General features: G+C 24.3%; 25 protein-coding genes. 20 read left to right on the plus strand and 5 right to left on the minus strand.

What is annotated here, in order from left to right:
• Position 1: 1 nt before the first annotated feature.
• From EXC57_RS00635 to EXC57_RS00695, 13 genes are all read left to right on the plus strand, one after another.
• The gene (locus tag EXC57_RS00635; protein WP_004025174.1) at positions 2–226 is read left to right on the plus strand and encodes a hypothetical protein; all 225 of its coding nucleotides are present in this window, start codon (positions 2–4) and stop codon (positions 224–226) included.
• A gap of 20 nt (positions 227–246) precedes the next feature.
• On the plus strand, positions 247–1,200 hold the full coding sequence (locus EXC57_RS00640; RefSeq protein ID WP_004025173.1) for an NAD(P)/FAD-dependent oxidoreductase: 954 nt from the start codon (positions 247–249) through the stop codon (positions 1,198–1,200).
• An 87-nt stretch (positions 1,201–1,287) separates the two neighbouring features.
• A complete protein-coding gene (rsmI, locus tag EXC57_RS00645; protein ID WP_004025172.1) occupies positions 1,288–2,127 on the plus strand; it encodes a 16S rRNA (cytidine(1402)-2'-O)-methyltransferase in 840 nt (279 codons plus the stop codon).
• Between the two features lie 18 nt (positions 2,128–2,145).
• On the plus strand, positions 2,146–2,826 hold the full coding sequence (locus EXC57_RS00650) for a hypothetical protein (RefSeq protein WP_004025171.1): 681 nt from the start codon (positions 2,146–2,148) through the stop codon (positions 2,824–2,826).
• Position 2,827: 1 nt separating this feature from the next.
• Positions 2,828–4,051, plus strand: a complete 1,224-nt coding sequence (locus EXC57_RS00655) for an AAA family ATPase (protein WP_004025170.1) — start codon at positions 2,828–2,830, stop codon at positions 4,049–4,051.
• 2 nt (positions 4,052–4,053) lie between these two features.
• Positions 4,054–5,631 (plus strand): methionine--tRNA ligase, encoded by a 1,578-nt coding sequence (gene metG / locus EXC57_RS00660; protein WP_004025169.1) that lies wholly within the window; start codon positions 4,054–4,056, stop codon positions 5,629–5,631.
• The gene (locus EXC57_RS00665) at positions 5,621–6,298 is read left to right on the plus strand and encodes a response regulator transcription factor (protein ID WP_004025168.1); all 678 of its coding nucleotides are present in this window, start codon (positions 5,621–5,623) and stop codon (positions 6,296–6,298) included. Before metG ends, EXC57_RS00665 begins: the two co-directional genes overlap by 11 nt.
• A 121-nt stretch (positions 6,299–6,419) precedes the next feature.
• The gene (locus tag EXC57_RS00670) at positions 6,420–7,649 is read left to right on the plus strand and encodes a PstS family phosphate ABC transporter substrate-binding protein (protein ID WP_004025167.1); all 1,230 of its coding nucleotides are present in this window, start codon (positions 6,420–6,422) and stop codon (positions 7,647–7,649) included.
• Positions 7,649–9,670, plus strand: a complete 2,022-nt coding sequence (gene pstA / locus EXC57_RS00675) for a phosphate ABC transporter permease PstA (protein ID WP_004025166.1) — start codon at positions 7,649–7,651, stop codon at positions 9,668–9,670. The genes EXC57_RS00670 and pstA overlap by 1 nt, the downstream gene beginning before the upstream one ends.
• An 18-nt stretch (positions 9,671–9,688) precedes the next feature.
• Complete coding sequence (pstB, locus tag EXC57_RS00680; RefSeq protein WP_004025165.1) at positions 9,689–10,543, plus strand: phosphate ABC transporter ATP-binding protein PstB; 855 nt, start codon at positions 9,689–9,691, stop codon at positions 10,541–10,543.
• A gap of 2 nt (positions 10,544–10,545) precedes the next feature.
• A complete protein-coding gene (locus EXC57_RS00685; protein WP_004025164.1) occupies positions 10,546–11,193 on the plus strand; it encodes a PhoU domain-containing protein in 648 nt (215 codons plus the stop codon).
• Between the two features lie 145 nt (positions 11,194–11,338).
• Positions 11,339–12,313 (plus strand): IS30 family transposase, encoded by a 975-nt coding sequence (locus EXC57_RS00690; protein WP_129692495.1) that lies wholly within the window; start codon positions 11,339–11,341, stop codon positions 12,311–12,313.
• A 197-nt stretch (positions 12,314–12,510) separates the two neighbouring features.
• Positions 12,511–12,771 (plus strand): hypothetical protein, encoded by a 261-nt coding sequence (locus EXC57_RS00695; protein ID WP_004025163.1) that lies wholly within the window; start codon positions 12,511–12,513, stop codon positions 12,769–12,771.
• An 86-nt stretch (positions 12,772–12,857) separates the two neighbouring features.
• Here EXC57_RS00695 and hemW read toward each other — a convergent pair whose 3' ends face one another.
• The 3 genes from hemW to EXC57_RS00710 all read right to left on the minus strand — a co-directional run bounded on the left by hemW (position 12,858) and on the right by EXC57_RS00710 (position 15,422).
• Complete coding sequence (gene hemW / locus EXC57_RS00700) at positions 12,858–13,907, minus strand: radical SAM family heme chaperone HemW (protein ID WP_004025162.1); 1,050 nt, start codon at positions 13,905–13,907, stop codon at positions 12,858–12,860.
• Positions 13,900–14,784 (minus strand): tRNA (adenosine(37)-N6)-dimethylallyltransferase MiaA, encoded by an 885-nt coding sequence (gene miaA, locus EXC57_RS00705; RefSeq protein ID WP_004025161.1) that lies wholly within the window; start codon positions 14,782–14,784, stop codon positions 13,900–13,902. The genes hemW and miaA overlap by 8 nt, the downstream gene beginning before the upstream one ends.
• Positions 14,785–14,876: 92 nt before the next feature.
• The gene (locus EXC57_RS00710) at positions 14,877–15,422 is read right to left on the minus strand and encodes an inorganic diphosphatase (protein WP_004025160.1); all 546 of its coding nucleotides are present in this window, start codon (positions 15,420–15,422) and stop codon (positions 14,877–14,879) included.
• A gap of 396 nt (positions 15,423–15,818) precedes the next feature.
• On the opposite strand from EXC57_RS00710, the gene infC reads away from it, so the two are divergent.
• The 3 genes from infC to rplT are packed head-to-tail and all read left to right on the plus strand — an operon-like array spanning position 15,819 to position 16,905.
• Positions 15,819–16,334 carry a translation initiation factor IF-3 gene (infC, locus tag EXC57_RS00715; protein ID WP_004025159.1) on the plus strand — a complete coding sequence of 172 codons (516 nt, stop codon included), beginning with the start codon at positions 15,819–15,821 and terminating at the stop codon, positions 16,332–16,334.
• Positions 16,335–16,342: 8 nt separating this feature from the next.
• Complete coding sequence (gene rpmI, locus EXC57_RS00720) at positions 16,343–16,534, plus strand: 50S ribosomal protein L35 (protein ID WP_004025158.1); 192 nt, start codon at positions 16,343–16,345, stop codon at positions 16,532–16,534.
• 20 nt (positions 16,535–16,554) lie between these two features.
• A complete protein-coding gene (rplT, locus tag EXC57_RS00725) occupies positions 16,555–16,905 on the plus strand; it encodes a 50S ribosomal protein L20 (RefSeq protein WP_004025157.1) in 351 nt (116 codons plus the stop codon).
• 822 nt (positions 16,906–17,727) lie between these two features.
• Here the strand turns inward: rplT and EXC57_RS00730 are convergent.
• Positions 17,728–18,246 carry a hypothetical protein gene (locus tag EXC57_RS00730; RefSeq protein ID WP_004025156.1) on the minus strand — a complete coding sequence of 173 codons (519 nt, stop codon included), beginning with the start codon at positions 18,244–18,246 and terminating at the stop codon, positions 17,728–17,730.
• Positions 18,247–18,558: 312 nt separating this feature from the next.
• Here EXC57_RS00730 and EXC57_RS00735 point away from each other — a divergent pair, with 312 nt between their 5' ends.
• The gene (locus tag EXC57_RS00735; RefSeq protein WP_004025155.1) at positions 18,559–19,326 is read left to right on the plus strand and encodes a DUF1275 family protein; all 768 of its coding nucleotides are present in this window, start codon (positions 18,559–18,561) and stop codon (positions 19,324–19,326) included.
• A gap of 173 nt (positions 19,327–19,499) precedes the next feature.
• Here EXC57_RS00735 and EXC57_RS00740 read toward each other — a convergent pair whose 3' ends face one another.
• Positions 19,500–20,285: a DUF1640 domain-containing protein gene (locus EXC57_RS00740; RefSeq protein WP_159402906.1), complete on the minus strand. Its 786-nt coding sequence runs from the start codon at positions 20,283–20,285 to the stop codon at positions 19,500–19,502.
• Between the two features lie 331 nt (positions 20,286–20,616).
• Here EXC57_RS00740 and deoD point away from each other — a divergent pair, with 331 nt between their 5' ends.
• Genes deoD through cdd form a run of 3 tightly spaced genes read left to right on the plus strand, consistent with a single transcriptional unit; the run spans position 20,617 to position 23,036 of the window.
• Positions 20,617–21,324 (plus strand): purine-nucleoside phosphorylase, encoded by a 708-nt coding sequence (gene deoD / locus EXC57_RS00745; protein WP_004025152.1) that lies wholly within the window; start codon positions 20,617–20,619, stop codon positions 21,322–21,324.
• A gap of 8 nt (positions 21,325–21,332) precedes the next feature.
• Complete coding sequence (locus EXC57_RS00750; RefSeq protein ID WP_004025151.1) at positions 21,333–22,631, plus strand: thymidine phosphorylase; 1,299 nt, start codon at positions 21,333–21,335, stop codon at positions 22,629–22,631.
• Between the two features lie 3 nt (positions 22,632–22,634).
• Positions 22,635–23,036 (plus strand): cytidine deaminase, encoded by a 402-nt coding sequence (gene cdd, locus EXC57_RS00755; RefSeq protein ID WP_004025150.1) that lies wholly within the window; start codon positions 22,635–22,637, stop codon positions 23,034–23,036.
• Positions 23,037–23,042: the final 6 nt, after the last annotated feature.

Raw genomic sequence — 23,042 nt, forward strand, 5'->3', positions numbered from 1 at the left:
TATGAAAAAAGAAGTTATTGATCAAAATATAGAAATTAAAGAAACTGATAGTAAGATAAATAAAAATGATAATATAGAAAAAGCAATTTTATATAACAAAGAATTTGAATTAATTAAAGTTTATCCAAGAAACAGATTATTCAATTCATTTTTAGTTGTTTTTCTATTTGTTTCATTTATTTTTTTAGGTATTATCATTGGTTGCCTTGTGATTATTTTTGGTTAATTTATTTTATTGTGGTGAATATGAAAGAAATAATTAAAACTAAAATTTGTATTATTGGAGGTGGTGTTGCTGGTATGTTTGCAGCAACTACCGCTAGTTTTTTTAAGTTCGATAATATTCTTCTTGAAAAAAATCCTTTTTTAGGAGGACAAGTTACTCAACTTTATCCAAGTAAGTATGTATATGATTTTCCAACAAAAATAAAAGATAGATCTAAAGCTATTGTTGATGAATTAGAAGAACAAATGAATTCATATAAAGAAACTAAAGTTTACAAATCAATAGAAGTGTTAGATATTTTATCTTTAGAAAATGATCAATATAAAATTGTTACTGACAAAAATTTTGATATCATTTGTGATTTTTTAATTATTGCTAGTGGAATTGGTATGTTTAAATTAAACCAATTAGAAATTGACAATCAACCAATAGTAGCAGAGAACATTCATTACACTGTTAACACTCACAACCCAATTTATAAAGATAAAAAAATTGTTGTTTTAGGTGGTGGTGATTCAGCACTTGATTGAGCAAACTATTTTGTTGAAGATAAAATCACTAATGATGTAAGTATAGTTCATAGAAGAAATGAATATAGAGCAAAACCATTAAGTGTTGAAATGTTATCTAAAAACAAAGTTAAAGAATATAAAGATTATCTTCCAGTTGAAATTGAAAATAATTGCATTACCATTGAACACAACCAAACAAAACAAAAAGAAAAACTTTTATATGACTTTTTAATAGTTCAATATGGTCAAACACCTTCTTTAATAAAAATTGATTTATTGGAAAAAATGGAAAAAATAGGTAATAAGATAAAAATTGATATTAATCAAAAAACAAATCTTAAAAATATTTATGCAATTGGTGATTGTACATATTATCCATGTAAACCTAATACAATAGTTACAGCTTGTGCTGATGCTACTAAAGTTATTTGACATATTGCTAAAAATAAATCTCCTTGGTAAATCTTTGTGAAAACACAAAGATTTTTTTATTTATTGCACAATTGATTTATTTTTTAATTTATTTGTAAATAAAATATAATTTTATATATGAAAAAAATATATGTTATTGCTACTCCAATTGGTGATTTAAAAGAGGTTTCTGAAAAAGCAATTTCTGCTTTTAATGAAGTTGAAATTATGTTTTGCGAAGATACTAGGAATACAAAAAAACTTTTATCTCTTTTAAACATAGATTTTAAAAATAAAACATTTATTAGTTCCAATGGTTTTAATGAAAAAAGTAGAGTTGAATCTTTTGTTTTTGAAGATAAAATTTATGGAATTGTAAGTGATGCTGGTTATCCTTTAATAAGTGATCCAGGATATCTTATAGTTCAAAAAGCATATCAAGAAAAAATTAAAATAGAAATAGTAAATGGTCCATGTTCAATTAATCATGCTTTAATGTTATGTGGTTATCCAATTAATAATTTTTATTTCAATGGATTTTTAAGCAAAAATAAAAATGAAGCTTTAAAAAAACTTAATGAATTAAAAACAATTAATACAGTATTAGTCATTTTTGAGTCAGTTCATAATTTATTGAATACATTAAAATTGATAAGTGATGTTTTTGGAAAAGATAAACAAATATGTGTTTGTAGAGAATTAAGTAAAATGAATGAAACAATTTACAAAGATACATATGATAACCTAATTGAACAAATAACGCTAAAAGGTGAATTTGTTATTGTTATAAACAACACATCACAAAAAACAAAAGATAAAGAAAATGAAATTGATTATCTAAGTTTTCATAATGAAGTTAAATTGCTTGTTAAGCAAGGTCACAAAGAAAAAGATGCATGTAAGCTTGTAGCATATAAATTTGATATATCAAGTAACAAACTTTTTAATTCTTTACAACAAAAGAAAAATATTGTCTAATTATAATGGTGTTTAATTATGTTGGGAAAAAATTTATATAGAGTAAATACAAGTTGACTTCCAGGTTCTGGTGTAATGTCATTAACAGCACTTTTGTTGTTCGCATTAGCATCAGGAATTATGATTATTAACTTCCAATTTATTAGTGCATATAACACTAATGATAAGACACAATCTTCATATTATGATTTATCAGCATATCCTTTAGCTTTGATATTAGCAGTATTTAACGTTTTTATTGTTATATATTATATTTTTAATGCTTGAATATGATGTGTTTCTTATACAAAAAGTATGGGCAAAAGAAAAAAGTTTAATTTGTTTGCCATTATATATTGTTTAATTTTTTCGATTCTATTTTTATGTGATTGTGTACTAAGATTATTTTTTGTTTTTTCTAATTTAAGTGCATTTTTTAACTTAAAAGGTTCTGACCCACCATTAGTTGTTCAAAACCCATCTGACCCTAATGCCTTTTGAGGTTTTCAACCTTATCTTTTAATGGCTATTGGATTAATTTCGTTTTTTGCTTATGGAATAATTTGATATTTACAGAGAAAATGATTTAAAACAGAAGATGCTGAAAATTCAAAAAAAGATGTTAAAGATCATTATAGAAAAATTGAGTTTAATAGAAAAGTAAAAGCAGTTAATAAAGGTAAAGCTAAAAATTTATCTAAGAAAATAAAGGTGTTCTAAATTGAAAAAAACAATTGATTTGATTCCAAATGATTTTGACGAAATGATTGGGTCAAATATTAATTTTGGAAAAGGTTCATTAATTAGAAAAATGATTGAAAATAATTCAATCATTTCTTTTTTATTTTTTGGTCCACCAGGAACTGGGAAAAGCTTAGCTATTAAATTACTATTAAAAAAATTAAATCTTAATTATCATTATTTTAATTCTTCATCAGATAAGAAAAAAGACTTAGAAGAAATATTACAAAAAACAAAATCAGGTGAAAAACCAATTATTATTGTTGAAGAAATTCACAGATTAAATAAAGACAAGCAAGATAGTCTGTTGTATTATCTTGAAAAAGATTTAATAACAATTGCTGCAACTACTACAGAAAATCCTTATTTTGTAGTTAATCCTGCAATAAGAAGTAGAATATTTTTATATGAAATAAAAAGATTAGATGATCAAATAATAATTGATGAATTAACATCATATTTAAAATCTAAAAAAATAGATTTAGATAAAATTATTATTGAAAAAATTGTGGTTTCTAACTTTGGCGATTTTAGAAAAATATTTTCATGTATCAAGCTAGTGTTGGATTACTATAAAGGTGAATCAACTGAAACAATTTTGAAAATGTTATCTAACGATGTTGGCTCAAACATTGATATTGAAAATACAGTTTATTATGATTTTCTTTCAGCATTTCATAAATCAATAAGAGGCAGTGACCCAGATGCTGCTGTTTATTATCTTGCTTGTTTATTACAAAATAATAATTTGTTACCTATCTTTAGAAGACTTTATGCTGTAGCATATGAAGATATTGGTCTTGCTAATCCAGAACTTTCTTCAAGGGTTCATGCTGCAATTGAAGCAGCAAAAGCTATTGGAATGCCAGAGGCAAGAATTCCACTTAGTGCAATAACTATTGAACTAGCCTTATCACCTAAATCAAATTCTGCAATCAATGCAATTGATGAAGCAATAGCTGTTGTTGAAAAAAATCATTATTTACCACCTAAACATATCTGTGATAATCATTATAGTAACGCTGTTAATTTAGGAGTTAATGGATATAAATATCCTCATAACTACAATTTTAATTGGGTTGAACAAGATTATCTTCCAAAACAAATTAAAAACAAAAAGTTTTACAATTATAATAAATTTAGTTTATTTGAAACTAAACAGCAAAAATATTGAAAAACAATAAAAAAAGAAAGAGATAAATAATAATGAAAAAATCTTTTACTAAATCTTATATAACTACACCAATCTTTTATGCTAGTGGAAAATTACACTTAGGTCATGCATTTACTGGTACATATTGTGATGTTTTAAATAAGTATAAAAAATTAATTGGATATGATTCTATTTTTTTAACTGGGTCTGATGAACACGGACAAAAAATAGAAGAGAATGCAAAAAAAGCAAATATGTCACCACAAGAATTTGTAGACAAAAATAATGAAATGTTTCTATCGCTTTGAAAAACTCTTGGTGTTGATTATGATTTATATATTAGAACTACAGATGAATACCATAAAAAAACAATTCAATGAATATTTGAAGAACTAATAAAAAAAGGCTACATATATTTGGGTGTATGAAAAGGTCTTTATTGTGTTTCTTGTGAAGAAAACTACACTGAAGGTTCATCGATAAAAAATGAAGATGGCTCACTTTGTTGTAATGTTGGTCATAAATTAATTGAAAAAAATGAAGAATCATATTTTTTAAAACTTAGTTTATTTAAAGAGTGAATTGAAAATTTTTTAAAAGAAAACAATGAATTTATTTTTCCAGAAAATAGAAGTAGAGAATTAATAAATAATTTTTTAATTGATGGTAAACTTGAAGATCTTTCAATTTCAAGAAGTACATTTGATTGAGGAATAAAAGTTCCATCAAATCCTAAACATGTTGTTTATGTTTGAATAGATGCTTTATCAAACTATATAACAGCACTTGGTTATCAACAAAAAGATGATTCTAAATTTAAAAAATATTGAATGTCAGATGATTGCCAGAAAATTCATGTTATCGGTAAAGAAATTACAAGATTTCATTGTATTTACTGGCCAATAATGTTAAAGATGTTGGAGTTACCATTACCAGATAAAATTGTGTCTCATGGTTGAATTGTTACGCCTACAGGAAAAATGTCTAAATCACTTGGAAATGTTATAGACCCATTAGAATATATTGATAATTATAAAAGAGATTCTTTTAGGTATTTTTTAATAAGAGAAATTTCTATTAAAGATGATTCTGTTTTTTCAAAAGAAAAATTTATCACAACTTTCAACACTGAACTTGCTAACAATTATGGGAATTTAATTAGTAGAACTGTTGGTATGATTGAAAAATACAATAACTCAATTGTTCCAAATTATGAAGGTTCATATTCTGAGTTTGATAAAGAAATAATAAAGTCAAAACAAGATCTTATTAAAGAAGTTAAAAAATACATTGAAACATTTGAATTAAATAAAATGGTTGATTCAATAGTTGATTTTGAAAACAAAATAAATAGTTATGTTGAAAATACAAAACCATGAATTTTGTTTAAAGAAAACAAAACAAAAGAACTTCATTCTTTTCTAAATATAATGGTAAATTCATTGCGTTTAATAATTAGTTTATTATCACCAATCTTAATAGATTCAACACCAATTGCTTGTGATCAACTTGGTTTAAATAACAAAATGTTAGATTTAAACGATATGGATAATCTTGAATCTGTTACTGGTTTAAAAGTAAAAAAAGGAATAAATCTTTTTGAAAGAATAGTAGAAAAAAATGAAAACTAATATACTTTTTATATATGATATTTCTAAAACGCTTGATGCAATTAAACTAGAATTAGATTCTGAACTTTTTGTAATTGATGCATGTAATGATTTTGACACAGCAAAAGAAAAACTTTCAGTATTAAAGTATGACATTGTCATACTATCTTATGATAATGATAATTTTAATGATGCTATTGCAATGATTCAATTAGTTAGAAGTAAATCAGTATTAATTGATATTATTGCTTATTCTCACTTTTATAATTTAGAAAATATTTTAAATATCTACAAAGCAGGTTCCAATGATTTTATTCTTGCACCAATTGAACCAAAAATTTTAAAAGCAAAAATTTTATCAATGTCTAGAAAGTATGAAGTGTTAAATTCAAAATACTTTAATAATATTGTTAAATATGGAGACTTTGTTGTTGATAGAGATGCAAATATTGTCTTTTTAAAAAATACACAAGTAGATTTCACAAAAAAAGAATATAGAATAATTAGATATTTAATGAAAGCCAATGGTACACCAGTTTCAAAAGCTGAATTACAAAAAGCTATTTGAGGATATGAGGATGAAAAATCAAAAATTGTTGAAGTTACAATATCTCAAATAAAGAAAAAATTGAATAACAAATATTTAAAAACAGTTTTAAAAGAAGGTTATATTCTTGAATCTAAATAACTCTATAAGGGGATTTTTAATTAGGTAAATAAATTTTTTACTTAGTTAAAAATTTTTTTTATTTTGTTTCTCTTATTTTTGTATCATATAGATAAATAAATAAGTAAAGTGAGATAAATAAATGCAATTTAAAAGAATTGTTAAAATAGCTAGTTACTCTTTTTTGGTTATTGCTCCTATTGGTGTTATAGCTGGATTTGCAAAAGCTTGAAATGCTCCAGAATCAATCAACATAGCTGGTTCATCAGCAGTTCAACCTTTGATGACTGCTTTGGGGAATGATTATAAAAATGCTGACGTTACAATTCAAGCAGGAGGTTCAAGTGAAGGAATGAAAGTTGCTGCAACTTTAGAAAAGGACTTAGGTAATGCTTCAAAAAATACTTATAGTTCAGTTCAAAAAGCAACTATTGCAAATAATTCATATGACAAAAATGTTTGAAAAAACAATGGTATAAAAACAGTTACATTTGCTTGGGATGGTCTTGCTGTTGTTTATAAACCATCAAATCCCAACTCAAATCTAATAATAAATAAAACTAATATTTATGATATATATGCTTTGTTTTCGGGGATTAAAACCTATACATTATCTGATCTATTAAATAAGAATAATTCAAATAATGAACAAATTAATGAACCAAATATTATTATGACTCCATATGCTAGAACAGGTGGTGCTAGTGCATCAGGTACAGCTACATCATTCTTAGAGGAATCATCATTGACTACAGAAAAAGGTTGAGAAGATTGAGGTAAAAAAAATAGTGTTGATCCTAATGAAGTAAAAAGAGCTTTATCAACTGGTAGATATTTGGGTTCTCATGTTGTAAACACAAATGAATCAAATGTTGAATCATGAAACAGAGTAAGCTCTGATAATAGGGTCGGTTCAATAGTTTATTTATCTCTTGGGTTTGTTGAGAAAAATCTAAGTGTTATTCAAAGTAGAGGTTTTAGAATAGCAAAAATGGAAGTTGAACAAAAAGAAAATGGTAAACAAAATAAAACTGAAATTGTAGAAGCATCTATTGCTAATGTTTCAAATGGTACATATTTATGATCTTCTCCATTAAATACCATGATATCTACAGTTCATGCAACCCAAGCAACAAAAGATTTTTTATGATGAATTTTAACAAGCGAAGAAGCTAAACAATTAATCCAAAATGCAGGTTATGCGATTGTTACTGACGAAAAGAAATTTAAAATGGTAAGCAAAAAAGATTTTGAAGAAAAAAAAGAGTGAAAAGATGTTGATCAAAAAACTTTTTTTGATTTTAAAAATTCAGATGTAACAATGTATGAATCAAATAGTTCAAATAACAATTGATATGGAGTTCCAAAATAATGAAATTATTTGTAAAAAAAGATCAACTTAAAAAGGATGTTAAACAAAGAAGAATCACCTTTGATTTGATAACTGAAAAGGCAACTCTTGCAATATCACTTCTAATGGGTTTAGTCTTATTTGGAATTATTGGTTTTATTCTTTATAAATCTATACTTGGTTTCCAATTTTATGGAATAGAAAATATATTGTTTTCAAATAGCTTTAATATTTCTGATGGTAAAAATACAGGAACATCATTCTGACTACCATTTTCATCAACAATTTTAACGACATTTATTTCATTGTTAATTGCTGTTCCAATCGGAATTAAAACATCTGTCTTTATTAAATTTAGGATAAAGAAAAAATATAGAAAAATATTTAGAATAATTAGTGAAACTCTTGCAGGAATCCCATCTGTTATCTTTGGTTTATTTGCTTCAATTTCTCTTGGTGAAGTAATGAAATTCTTTGGAATAAGTTCTTATTCTATTATCAATGCTTCTATTATGTTATCTTTCATGGTTTTACCAACAATCATTGCAATGACACTTAATTCTCTTGAAAGTGTTGATGATAACCTTTTAACAAATCCTATTACAATGGGAAACACAAAAACAAGAGCAATTTACAAAGTTTATAAAAAAGCTGCAAGAAACGGAATTATAGTTGGTGTTATTCTTGCAATGGGTAGAGCAATTGGTGAGACAATGGCTTTATCTATGATATTGCAAAATGAAAGCCGTTACTCTGATGTATTAAGTAGTGGTTTAATTGGTATATTAACAAGCGATTTAAAAACAATATCTGTAGTTATTTCAACTAATATGTTTGGTGAAAATGCAAATGAAACAACAAGATCATTATTGTTTGCTTTCGGATTTATTTTATTTGTTTTTATAATGATCTTTAATTTAATGGTTTTATTTATAACAAAGAGCAAAAATAATAAAAAACACAAATTTAAATGAATTGACACTTCAATTAATTTTTTAGTCAATAGTTTTATGTTAATTCCAAATGCTATTGCAAATGCATTTGATTATGTATTTTTCTCATATCGTAGAAAAACAAAATTACAAACGCCTGAAGAAATTATTTTATATACAAGAAAAAGAACTGAATCATACAAATTAGCTAATGTTTATACTTGATATAAATTAATGTGAGAAATTATTTCTGTATCTATTTGTTTTGCTTTCTTAGCTTGATTAATATTGGATATAATTTCTAACGGATTATATGCTTGAGGTTTACCTTCATCTACTGTATTTCAATATTCAAAAAATACAACTGGGCAAGCATTTTTGAACACTTTATTAATCATAATAGTTTCAATATTTATTTCTTTACCATTTGCCCTTTTAACAGCAATATATTTAACAGAATATAGTAAAAACAAAATGTTTAAAACTTCAGTTAATTTCTTCTTGGATTCACTTGGTTCAACACCATCAATTCTATTTGGTATGTTTGGTTTAATATTCTTCATTGAAACACTAGGAATGACAAGTGGTGGTAGTAGAGGTTATTCTCTAATTGCTGGTGCATTAACAATAGTGCTAGTTATTATTCCGAGTTTTACTAGAAGTATTCAGCAAATACTTGTACAAATTCCAAATGAAATTAGAACAAACGCTTTAGCACTTGGTACATCAAAACTTCAGCTTATTACTAAAATAATTTTACCAAGTGCAATAACTGGAATTGTATCAACTACTATATTATCTATTGGTAGGGTCTTAAGTGAAACAGCTCCACTATATTTAACAGCTGGTCTTACAAGCTCTTCAGCAATTTCACTTGATAGATCAGGGCAAACTTTAACAACAAGAATTTATGCTCAATTATTTAACATAGATTTAGTCAATAGTACAAACATCATGTATGAAGTTGCACTTGTTACTTTACTTTTAGTTTTAGGATTAATTTTTATTGGTTACTACATAGTACCAAACTATAAAAAGATAATTAAATATCTAGATGACAAGACAACATTTTTATATGTTTGAATAAAAGATAAAATAAAAAATAAATAAAAGAAAGAAGACTTAAAAATGGAAGAGAAAAAAGAAAATAAAATTAAAAGTTTATTTAAAAGAAAAAATAACAAATATATTATTACAAATGATGTTAAAGAAGATTTTGATTCTCAAAATGCTTTTGAAATTGTTAATTTCAATTTTTGATACAACAATAAAGCTAAACAAGCATTGTTTGATATTAATTTAAATATCAAACATAATAAAGTAACATCTTTTATTGGCCCCTCAGGTTGTGGAAAGTCAACTTTCTTAAGAATGTTAAATAGAATGAATGATTTAATTGATAATGTTTCATATAGTGGTGACATTTACTTCAACAAAGAAAATATATATTCTAAAAAAACTTCAGTTCTTGAATTAAGAAGTAATGTTGGAATGGTTTTTCAAAAACCCACTCCTTTCCCAATGTCAATTTATAACAATATTGCTTATGGTTTAAGATCGCAAGGAATAAGAGATAAAAAATTACTTGATGAAATTGTTGAAAGATCATTAAAACAAGCTGCCCTTTGAGAAGAAGTAAAAAATAATTTAGATGATCTTGCAACAGGATTATCTGGTGGTCAACAACAAAGATTGTGTATAGCAAGAGCAATTGCTTTATCACCTAAAGTATTATTAATGGATGAACCAACATCAGCTCTTGACCCTATTGCAACTAGTAAAATTGAAGAATTAATTTTAGAATTAAAAGAGAACTATACAATTGTTATTGTTACTCACTCAATGGCCCAAGCCCAAAGAATTAGTGATGATACTGTATTCTTTTTCAATGGTCAAATAATAGAATCTGGTAAAACAAAAGATATATTTATGCAACCAAAAGAACAAAAAACAAAAGATTATGTAAATGGAAGGATTGGATAATTATGGCTATAAATTTTTTAAGTTTAGAAAAATCTGAAATAGAATTGAAAGCTAATTTTATTGATCTTTTAAAACAAACACAATTTTTACATGAAGATCTTTATAATTGTCTTGTAAAAAATATTCCAATAGACGAAGAAAAACTTGAAGATTTTTTGGAGTTAAAAACTAGAATTAATGATTTAAAAAGAGATATAAGGGATGACTCTATTTGAATTCTTTCAAAAGACCAACCTAGAGCTTCTCATTTAAGATTTATCATTGCAGTTCTTTATTCAATTAAAGATAATGATCGAATCTCTCAATATGCATATAATGTTGCTAAATGAATCAATAGATATCCTTTATCATCTAACATGAGATCTTCAATTCCACTTCTTTTAAAAAAATCTAATCTTTTTTTTCAAAAGGTAATAAATGTTGTTAGTTCAGATAATGTTAAAGAATATGAAGCAGAAATAAAAAAAGATGCTTTAGATTATAGAAATTTTTATAAAGAATTTATTAAAGGAATGATTAAGAAAAACAATTTAAATTCAGATGAATCAATTGATATGTATTTCAACATCTCATTAATATTTAAATGTTTTGAAAGAACTGTTGATCATTTATTAGAAATTTTTAAAAACTTTATGCTAATTTCTAGATAATTTAAAACTAAAAGCAAAAACTCCTAAATTTTAGGAGTTTGCTCGATTGACATGTGAAGTGCAACACTCAAAAAAGAGTGTGCACTTCATTTGTTTTGTTTGTAAGTGTTCACTAATAAAAAGATAATGAATATTAGGAGTGCTTATGAAAACTTATAAACATTTAACAAAAGAAGAAAGATGCTTAATTTATTTTCTTTGAAATAAAGAAAAATATTCTATGAATAAGATTGCAAAAATCTTAAATAAAAACAAATCAACAATATCAAGAGAATTAAAAAGAAACACATCTTCAACAGGGATTTATTATTCATCAACTGCTCACAAAAAATACATTAGAAGAAAATCAAATTGTCATATGTTTTTTATGTTGAAGTACAAAAACTTCACAGATCTTTTTATTCAAAAATTTAATCCTAAATCTCATGGTGTAGAAGCTACAATTTTTTGAATAAAAGAAAACTATCCGTTAGTTAAAGTTCCAAGTGCTAGGCAAGTATTTAGATGAATCAATAGCAAGATTTGAAAGATACAAAGAAGAGATTGTTTAAGAAGAAAATATGTTAAAGGAAAAAGAAGAAAAATAGGTATATTTTCTAAAATTGATGGAAAATACTGCATTCCTTATAGTCTAAGACCAGAAAAGATAAACAATAGAAAAGAATTTGGACATTGAGAAGCTGATCTAATAGTTAGTAAAAGGCAAAGTGGTTATTACCACTTATTGACATTAGTGGAAAGAAAAACAAGGTTGGCAATTATTAGAAAAATAAAAGGGAAGAACGCTAGATCAATGATGGCTAAAATGTATACCATTATTCGAGATGAAAAACTCCCAATAAAAAGCATCACTGTTGATAATGGGTTAGAGTTTCAAATGATGGGAATAACTGCAAAACAATTCAACTTTAAAGTTTATTATTGCCAACCTTATTCTTCATTCCAAAGAGGGTCCAACGAGAACATAAATGGGATAGTTAGAAGATGATATAAAAAAGGAACTGACTTCAGTTTAGTAAGTGAAGATAAAATAAAAACTCTTGAATGAAAAGTAAACAACATCCCAAGAAAAATGTTTGGTTATAAAACAGCTTACCAAATGTATCAAGAAAATATTTAAAAGAAAAAAACTCTCAACTTATATTTCAAAGTCGAGAGTTTAATGTAACATTGAAGTGTTGCACTTCACATGTCAGTTAGGGAAACTCCTAAATTTTAGGAGTTTTTTTGTTATTTTCTTTCAAAAAAATCTATTTATAAAGTGGGGAGGTAAAAAGAAAATAAAATTACAAAATATTTTTTTAAAGGAGTAAAATAATGCAAAAATTAACAATAAAAGAAAAACAAGAAATTAGAGGCGGGTTTAATTGATGAGCAATTGGTATACTTGTATCATTAATAATTCAAGCAGTAGTTTCTTTAATACAAGGAGCTACTGGGGTTTATCAAGTTGCTACTGCTAAATCAACTGGTGATTCATCAACAAAACAAAATTATAGTTCTTATACTAGAAATAATGGATTTTTAAGACTTTCAAAATATCCATCTAGAACAAACATAAATATGGGTATTTTATAGTTTATATATAAATCAATACAATCTAGATATTAAATATCACAAGTAATAATTTACCCCTAAACAAAATTGTTTAGGGGTTTTGTTTTTTATATTAGGTCAATTAAAATTTCATTCAAAATGTTAACATTGTTAGCTTTTAGTTTATTGTCTTTAATAGTTACCAAAGAATAATTAATTTTGTTTTTAAAATATTCATATGCTTTTTTATTTATTTCTTTATTAAGGTCTATTCCATCAATTTTTCTCAACCCCATCATCAGTATGTATAAGTAAATATCTTTTTGTTTTCAATTTTGATTTTTTTTATAATAGTTTAAATAACTACCATAATTTTGATAGTAAACATTTTTTTCAAAACCATATGCACCAATTCCAATAGCTTTTCAATCTTCAAGATCTCAATAAGCTAAATTATGTTTTGAAAAGTATTTTTTATCAATAGATCAATTTGAAACTTCATATCTTGTATATCCAATCTTTTCCATTACATTTTCAATATGTTCTAATTGGTCCTCTTCTGTTTCTATATCAATAACTTCATTTCTTTTATTCATAATTGATCCATCTTTTATTTCTAAAGCATAAAAAGATACATGTTTGATATTGTTTCTTTTAATAAATTCAATTGATTCATTTATGTCACTAATTTTTAATAATGGTAAATTATAAATAAAATCACAAGAAACATTATTAATGTTATGTTTATATAAAAGATTTATTGCTTTTTCAACTACAATGTTTGTGTGCTTTCTGTTTAGCAATCTAAGAATTTTTTCATTTGTTGTTTGAACTCCAAGTGAAACCCGATTTACATTATTATTTTTTAAAATATTAACCTGGCTTTCGGTTACAAATTCTGGATTTAGTTCAATTGTGAATTCGGTTTGAGAATCAATATTTTTTTGTAATGAAGATAATAAAATATCAAGATTATGGTCAGATAAAAAATTAGGGGTTCCCCCACCTATATAAATAGTTTTGCACTTATTGAAAAAACCTGAAATTTCATCCACTATTTTTTCTAAATATAAATCAACCTCTTCGTTTGAAGAAGGAATTTTTCTTACAAAATCACAGTATGTACATATATGCTTGCAAAATGGGATGTGAATGTATAAATGTTTTGTATTATTCATTTAAGAATCCTTCAATAAAATTTTTTATTTCATTATAATTAGTGCCATTGTATTGAATATCAACATTAAATTTATTTTTAATTCATGTAATCTGTCTTTTAGCATAATTTCTTGTTTTCTTTTGGATTGATTCAATATCGATTTCTTTATCAAATATTATTGCCTCATAAACTTCTTTATAACCTATTGCTTTAAGTGAATTTAAATTCATTAGATTTTGATCTTTGATTAATAAATTTTTAAGTTCTTCTTTTCAACCTAAATTGATCATTTCAATTACTCTTGAATTAATTTTTTCATACAAGAATTCTCTTGAACAGTTTGTGCTTATTAAAATATATCTATATTTTGGTTTGAAATTATTTTTATCCATCTCAGATTTTTTTTGGTTATTGTTTGATTCGATAATTCTCAATGCTTGTTCTAATCTTTTACGATTATTAACACTAATTTTTTGTGCTTCTTCATGATCTAATAACTTTAATTTGTCATGTAATTCTTGGTTTGTGAAATTTTTGTATTCTAGTGTTTCGTCAACATCAACTAAATGGTAATTTTTTATTATTGCATCTATATATAAATTAGATCCACCACAAACTACAAAAGTATCTTCATCTGAATTATCAATTAATTCATAAACTTCATCTTTAAATTTTTTTAAGTGTCACTCATCATAAATGCTTTTTGAATTTATGAAAAAATGTTTTATTTGTTTTAGTTCATCACTTGTTGGTTTGTTAATTCCAGCATTTAACTCTTTATATACTTGAAAAGCATCAGCATTAATAATTGATAGATTAAAATCTTTGGCTATTTTAAGAGCCAAAGAACTTTTTCCACTAGCTGTTGGTCCAACAATAATAATTAGTTTTTTCATTTGTATTAATTATATAAATTAAGATTGAATATAAATAAAAAACTAACAGATAACTGCTAGTTTTTTTTAAAACTATATTATTTTGGAATTAATTATTTTGAATATTTTTCTGGATGTTCTTTTTGCATTTTTGCAACGAATTCATCTTTATCCATTTTTCCATATTTGTTCATTAATTCAACACATTCTTGATATTCTTTTTGTGCTCATTTTTCATCTTTAAAACCTTTAATTACAACAGTTTTGTTTTGAAGGTTTTTATAACATTGGAAGAAATCTTTTACTTCAAGTAGTAAATGTTCATTAAGATCACTTAATTTATTAATGTGTTTGTATCTTGGATCACAATCAATTACAGTGATAAGTTTTGTATCAGTTTCTCCACCATCTATCATTTCCATTGCACCGATCACTCTTACTGGAACAACAACACCTGGTAAAAATTCTTGATCACTTACTATTAATGCATCCAATTCATCACCATCTCAGTCTAAAGCTTCTTTTATAAAACCATAATTCATAGGGTAACTACTAGAACCATATAAAATTCTGTCTACAGATATTTGTTTTGTTTTTCTATCATACTCATATTTAATTTTTGAATTTTTTGGTATTTCAATTGTTACATTTAATTTCATACATAATCCTTTCAATTACACAATAATATTATATTAATTGATAAACAGTTATTTTTTACATTTATAAATATTTTGATAAAGTTTGTTTTGTTTTTAATTTGGAATAAAATGAGATTTAATTATTTTTATATTTAAACTTATTAAATTAAAGAAATTTTAATAATAAAAAACAATACAAAATTAAGTGGGTATATGTTTGCATTTTTGATATAATTATTTTGTATAAAGAAAGTAGTGTTAACTCACCTGATTCTTAATTAATTACAGAGAATAGGTAAAAAGCTTAGAATTACATAGTATTTTATTAAATTATTAATTCTGTTTTGTTAAACATACTTTTGTGTACAACATAAGTATGTTTATTTCTTTATACAAGTTAAAATTTTAAGGAATCGTATGAAAAACAAATTTGTTTTGAATGAGGATATTAGAGAAAAAACTTTGCTTGTCATTGATGAAAAGGGTAACAAACTTGGAACAATGTCAAAAGATGAAGCTTTAGAGCTTGCAAAACAAAAAGACTTGGATTTGGTTTTATTTTCTAGTGGTGACTTACCAACAGCTAAAATAATAGATTATGGTAAGTTTATTTATGAATCTAAAAAGAAAAATAAAGAATCTAAAAAGAATCAAGTACAAGTTAAAAATAAGGAAATAAAAGTTAAACCTGTTATTGGTACACATGATTTAAATGTTAGAGTTGAAAACGCTAAAAAATGACTTGATAGCGGTTATAGAATTAGATTTGTAGTTTTAGCTTATGGTAGAATAGGCACAAAAACAGATCAAATTTTTGAAGTTTATGAAAAATTTATTTCTCTTGTTGGTGATAAAGCAATTGTTCAATCTCCGCTTAAAAAAGCAAGTGGAGTTCAATATGAATCTTTCCTAATACCAAACAATAAAAAATAGGAGTCTTTATGAAAGTAAAACAAAAAACTAAAAAAGCTGTTTCTAAAAGAATGAGCAAAACAGGAACTGGGGAATTAAAAAGAAAACACGCTTACAGATCTCACCTTGCTCACAATAAAACAACTAAACAAAAAAGACACTCAAGAAAAGATACTTTAGTTAGTGCTTCAGATAAAAGAAGATACGATCAATTAATTTAATTTTTTAAGGAGAAACAAAAATGAGAACTACGTCAGGGTCAACTACAAGACAAAGAAGAAAAAGATGATTAAAAAAAGCTGAAGGTACTTGAGGTGTAAATCATAGTTCATATAGAAATGCTAAACAAACAGTAATTAAAGCATCACAATATGCTTATAGAGATCGTAAAAACAAAAAAAGAGACTTTAGAAAATTATGAATTGCAAGAATTAATGCAGCAGTAAGAAGTGAAGGTTATACTTACTCTAAATTTATGGCTCAATTAAAAGCTAAAAAAATTGAAATTAATAGAAAAATGCTTTCTGAATTTGCAATTCACCAACCAGAAGAATTTAAAAAATTCCTTCACAATGTAATGCTTAATAATTAATTTAAAAATATTCCAATTTAAACATGGATACAAAATTTGGACAATAATTCAATTCGTAAGAAAAGAATTATTGTCTTTTTATATCTAAACAATTAATAGTTGATTAACAATTAGAATTATTTAATATTTAAAATAAATCTAAATCATTATGTTAAAAAAATAACAAGTATAAAAAGTAACAACTATTATTAAAAAAATGATTTAGAAACAAAATCAAAAAGTTGATGCATCATAATGAAGATAAGACTATTTAATATCAAAAATAGAAAAATCACTAAATAAAAATAAAGGCTTTAGTAATCCAAAGAAAAAACAAACCAAACATTAAATATAAAAGCGATGACTTCTGTTTATTCTTCAAGATATTTTAAATAGGTTATTAAAAAAAATTAATCTAATTAATGTTTAAGATAGGAAATTTTCTTAATAATTAAGTTATTTAATTTTGTTTATCATTTTAAAAACTGAACTTATTTATAAATTAAATACTTCATAATTAAATTTTAGTGAACTGAGAATTATTTTTCTTAGTTTATAAATTATTACAATAATGGAATGATTTAAAAAAATTAAATTGAATAAATTCAAATTAGTATAGATTAAATTTATAAATAAAAAACATGAAATTTAAATTATTGTCCAAATTTCATGTTCGTGTTTAATTAGGATCATTTTTTTATATCAAATTTATAAATAACTATTATTTAAGATAAGCTTTTATACAATTAGATAAAATAAATTTAAAAATTTTTGTTATTTTAATATTATTAGTTTAATAAATTTTATAGGGAATAATAAAAAGGTATCTTTTGATACCTTTGATTATAATGTTTCTTCTTTTATTTTTTTAAATTCTTCTTCCGTTATTAATCCTTGTTTATATAACTCAGCTGCTTGTGATAATTTAGAAAATTTATCTAAATTATTATTACCATCATTATTTTGTTTATTGTTTGGACTAACAATGTTTGCATTATTACCATAATTTTGAGAGGTATTAACTATTGGACCTTTTTTAGCTTTTTCAATCAAACCTTTAACTAAAAAATATGCAACAATGTTTAAAACAAATCCACCAAAAAATATTGAAAGTATTGCTACAATTTTTAAAGTTGAAAAATCAGAACTCACTAATACATTTGTGTCATTGCTATTTTCAAGTGTTATCGATTTCACTAAACATATAATTACCAATACAAATTCTATAATTAAAGAAATTAAGAAAATGAATAAGAATGCATAAGCTACTTTTGTTAAATTATTAACATTTTGAACACTTTGAAAACCATTGTAAATAGTAGATGTTAATGCAGTTGAGTAAAAAACAAAAAATAGAATCATAAATAAAACTCAAAGAAGACACATTACTATAGAAATTTTAAGTAATTTCTTTAGCTTCTCAGCGTTTTCTATAAAATTCATATTTCTCCTATAATATTCCTCTAAGTGGTTATTAATATACAATAACCACTTTTTATATTATCGTAAATGATATGACAGAAACATAAAAAAATAAAAAGGACTACAATTAGCTTTTATTTACAAAAAAATAAAATTTTTATAAATTTCTATGAATATAAAATCAATTAAAAAAAACTTATGCTAATATATTGGGGTTGTTAAATTATAATAGTTAGATTAATAGGATAAAAAATGAGATTTATAAAAGAAAGAAATTTTCAGAGTTTAACTAATTGTTTTTACAAAAACTATTTAATTATCTTAATTTTGGCATTTGTTTCAGGACTTCTTGATTTTTACATGATAAAAAACTATTTTATTTTTGTTACCACACAAACTGGGAACCTTGTTTATTTTGGTTTAAGTTTACTTAATGGGCAATTATATCAAGATGGATTTGTTTATACATTTCATAATTCTTACTTGTATTTATTACCATTTATTGTCATATTAATATCATCATTTGTATTTCATTTTATTGATAAAAAACCTTATTCAATTTGATTTATATATTTTATGTTTGCTTTAGAAATAATTTATTTTGTTGTTTGGTCTATATTTGCTAATAACATAAAACTATATATTGGAAACACAAACAACATTAATCCTGTTGCAATTTTAACAATTATTTTGGTAACAATATTTATAAGTTTTCACTTAACTATTTTTAATCAGGATAAAAATGTAATTTATGCAAATGTAGTTTCAATGGGTGATATTATAAATGCATCAAGATCTTTGCATGATTTTTTTGTTACTAAAAATAAGAATCAACTATTAGTTTTTTTTAAATATATGTTTATTATTATTTTATTTGTAATAGCAATATTATTTTCCTATTTACTTGATAGATTTTTAAATTTTAAAACATTATATTTGATTCCACTTTTCATACTTTTAAATTTAATTATTCTTTGGATTAATCATTTTAAAACAACAAGATATTATATTGAACTTTAATATAATTATTTTTTTATTTATTGATAATAATTTTTGTTAAATTACAAATCACAACAAATATTAAGACAATGTTTTAATATTCTTTTTTTTTAATGTTCTACTTTGCAATTTGTAATTTTAAATTTCTGAATAAAAAAATAGTGCTTCAACACTATTAATTTAATAAAGTATATTTAGCTTTTTTTCGATTTGAATTCTTCTATATTAGATTTGATTTCTGTTTTGAATTCTACCATATCTGATTTGATTTCTGATTTGAATGATTCCATATCTGATTTGATTTCTGTTTTAAATTCTTCCATATCAGATTTTATTTCTAATTTAAATTCTTCCATTTCAGATTTCATCTCAGATTTAAATGATTCCATTTCAGATTTGATTTCTGTTTTAAATTCTTCCATATCTGATTTTATATCAGATTTAAATGATTCCATTTCTGATTTGATTTCTGATTTAAATTCTTCCATTTCAGATTTTATTTCTGATTTAAATGATTCCATTTCTGATTTAATCTCAGATTTGAATGATTCCATTTCAGATTTCATCTCAGACTTAAATGATTTCATTTCAGATTTCAAAGATTTTATTTCTGATTTTAGGCAAGCAACATCATTAGAAATTTGATCAACTTTGATTGTTAATTCATCAATTTTAATTGTAAGATCTTTTATTTGTTGGTTATTTATATACAAAATTTCTTCAATTTTGTCTAATCTATTATTTGTTTGCTCTTTGAATTCAAGCATTTCTTTTTTAAAAGAATCAAATTCTGATTTTAATACATATTTTTCCACAATTATGTTACCTTCCTCTTGTTTTAATTTTAAGTTAAATTCAATTATTTTTTTGTCTTCATCATCAAAATTTTCTCTTTTAAAAATTTCAATTAATTTTAAGCTTTTAGAATTGAATGTTTTTTTGAACTCTTCCTTTGTGGTTTTTGTTCAATTTTTGTTCATAGACACCTCCATTATTTATGGGGTACTACTTTATTATTTTCCAGTATTTATTTTGTGATTACAAATATTGTTATCTCATGTTCCCACTTTATAAATAAATTTTTGGAAAAGAAAATAACAAATTTTATATAAAAAATTTATTTTATTTTTGATTAACTTTATAAGTTTTAAAATTTTTAGATAAATAATTACCATATATAAAAACTAATAGTTTTAATAAATAAAAATAATTCATGAATTTAATTTATTTTTTAAGTATAAATATTTTTTCATATCGATAATGTGAAAGATAAAATATATAATGTATTTATTTTTTAAATAGGAGTTTATTATGACACCACATATCAAAGCAAAAAAAACAGATTTTGCTAAAGTAGTATTAATGCCTGGAGACCCACTTAGAGCAAAGTGAATAGCTGAAAACTTTTTAGAAGAAGTTGAACAAATTAATGAAATAAGAGGAATGTTAGCTTTTACTGGAACATATAAAGGACATAAAGTATCAATTATGGGTCATGGAATGGGAATTCCATCAATTGGTATTTATAGCTATGAATTGTATAAATTTTTTGATGTAGAAACAATTATTAGAATAGGTAGTGCTGGTGCTTATAAAAAAGAAGTTCAAGTTGGTTCTGTTGCTTTAACTAAAGAAGCAACTTCAGAATCAACATATGCTGATTTATTAAATGTTAAAACAGATAATAATGTATTATACCCATCAAAAGAAATTAATACCATTATTGAAAAAACAGCAAAAGAATTAAATATTAATTTATTAAGTGCTAGAATTCATAGTTCTGATGTTTTCTATGGTGTAAGAACTGTAGATGAGATTGTTAAAAAAACAAATGCTGATCTTGTTGAAATGGAATCTTTTGCATTATTTGCAAATGCTAAATTATTAAATAAAAAAGCTGCTTGTTTACTAACATGTAGTGATTCACTTGTAACACATGAAGCAATGAGTGCTGAAGATAGACAAACTAAGTTTGTTGACATGGTTAAGTTAGCTTTAGAATCTGCCATAAAAATATAGGGATGATTATGAATATAGTTGATTTAATTTTAAAAAAGAAAACACGACAGAAAATAAATGAAAAAGAATTTGATTTTTTTATCAAAGGTGTTTTGGATAATAGTATAAAAGATTATCAAATATCGGCTTTTATGATGGCAATTTGCTTTAATGGTTTGGATGATGATGAATCTTTTTATTTAACCAAAGCAATGACTTTGAATGGTGAAACAATAAATTTTGATGAAATAAAAGATACAATTGTAGATAAACATTCAACAGGTGGTATTGGTGATAAAGTGAGCTTAATTTTAGTTCCTTTACTTGCATCAATGAATATAAATGTTGCAAAAATGTCAGGGAAAGGTCTTGGATTTACAGGTGGGACAATTGATAAACTTCACTCAATTGGAATAAAAACAGAATTAAAAGACAAAGAATACATTGATTTGTTAAAAAAAGAACATATGTTTTTTATTTCTCAAAGTGAAAAAATTGCTCCAGCTGATAAAATTCTTTATTCGATAAGAGATACATCTGGGACAATTGATAACATTTCTTTGATTGCAGCTTCAATAATGTCAAAAAAAATAGCAACAAATGCTGATCTTATATATCTTGATGTTAAAGTTGGAGATGGTGCTTTTTTTAAAACAATAAAAGAAGCTAGAAAATTTAGTAAGTTATGTATTAGTATTGGTAAAAAATTCAACAAAAAAGTGATTGCTCATTTAACAAATATGGAAAAACCACTTGGAAGAGCAATTGGTAATTTAATTGAAATAAAAGAATCATTAGATTTTCTATCTAGAAAAAATGAACCATCAAATCTAAAAGATTTAATTTACTCTTTTGCATCAGATATCTTGATTGATTTAAGTAAAGCAAAAGATAAACAAGAAGCATATAAATTAATTGACAAAACAATTAATGATAAAAGTGCATTTAATAAATTTTCTAATTGGTCAAAACTTCAAGGTTGTAAATTGGATTTAAATAAAATTGATGAAATTTATAATCCAAAATATAAAATAGAAATTCTTTCAGAACAAAATGGTTATCTAGAATTTATCTCAAATGAATTATTTGGATATAGTCTTATTGATATAAAAGCAGGAAGAATTAATAAAGAAGACAAATTAGATTATTTATCTGGAATATATTTAAATAAAATTTGTGGTGATAAAGTAAGTGTTAATGATGTTATATTAACAGTTTATTCAAGCACACCAATAAGTGATAAAGTAATAGAAAGTTTAAAAAACAATATATTATATACAAACAAACCCAAAAAAGCTTCAAAAGAAATATTGGAGGTTATTAGATAATTTATGAATACTAAACTTATTTTTGATAAATTAATGGAATTAAAAGAAAATGCATATGTACCATATTCTGATTTTTATGTTAGTGCAATTGTAAAAAGTAATGGTAAATATTACTATGGTGTAAACATTGAAAATTCATCTTACCCTGTAACTTTATGTGCTGAACGTAGTGCAATAGCAGCAGCTATTTCTAGTGGGAATAGATCAATTGATGAAGTGTATCTTTTAACTAAATCTAATGGTTTTGGAATGCCTTGTGGTATGTGCAGACAATTCATGAGTGATTTTATGAAAGATGATGATCAAAAAATTTATGTTTTTAATAAATTTGGTCAATATAAAATTTATACGATTGGTGAAATATTAAAAAATCGTTTTACCCATGAAGATTTAATTAATAGATAGGAGACT

Origin of the sequence: Malacoplasma iowae (assembly GCF_900660615.1) — a bacterium.
Classification (GTDB): Bacteria; Bacillota_I; Bacilli_A; order Mycoplasmatales; family Mycoplasmoidaceae; genus Malacoplasma; species Malacoplasma iowae.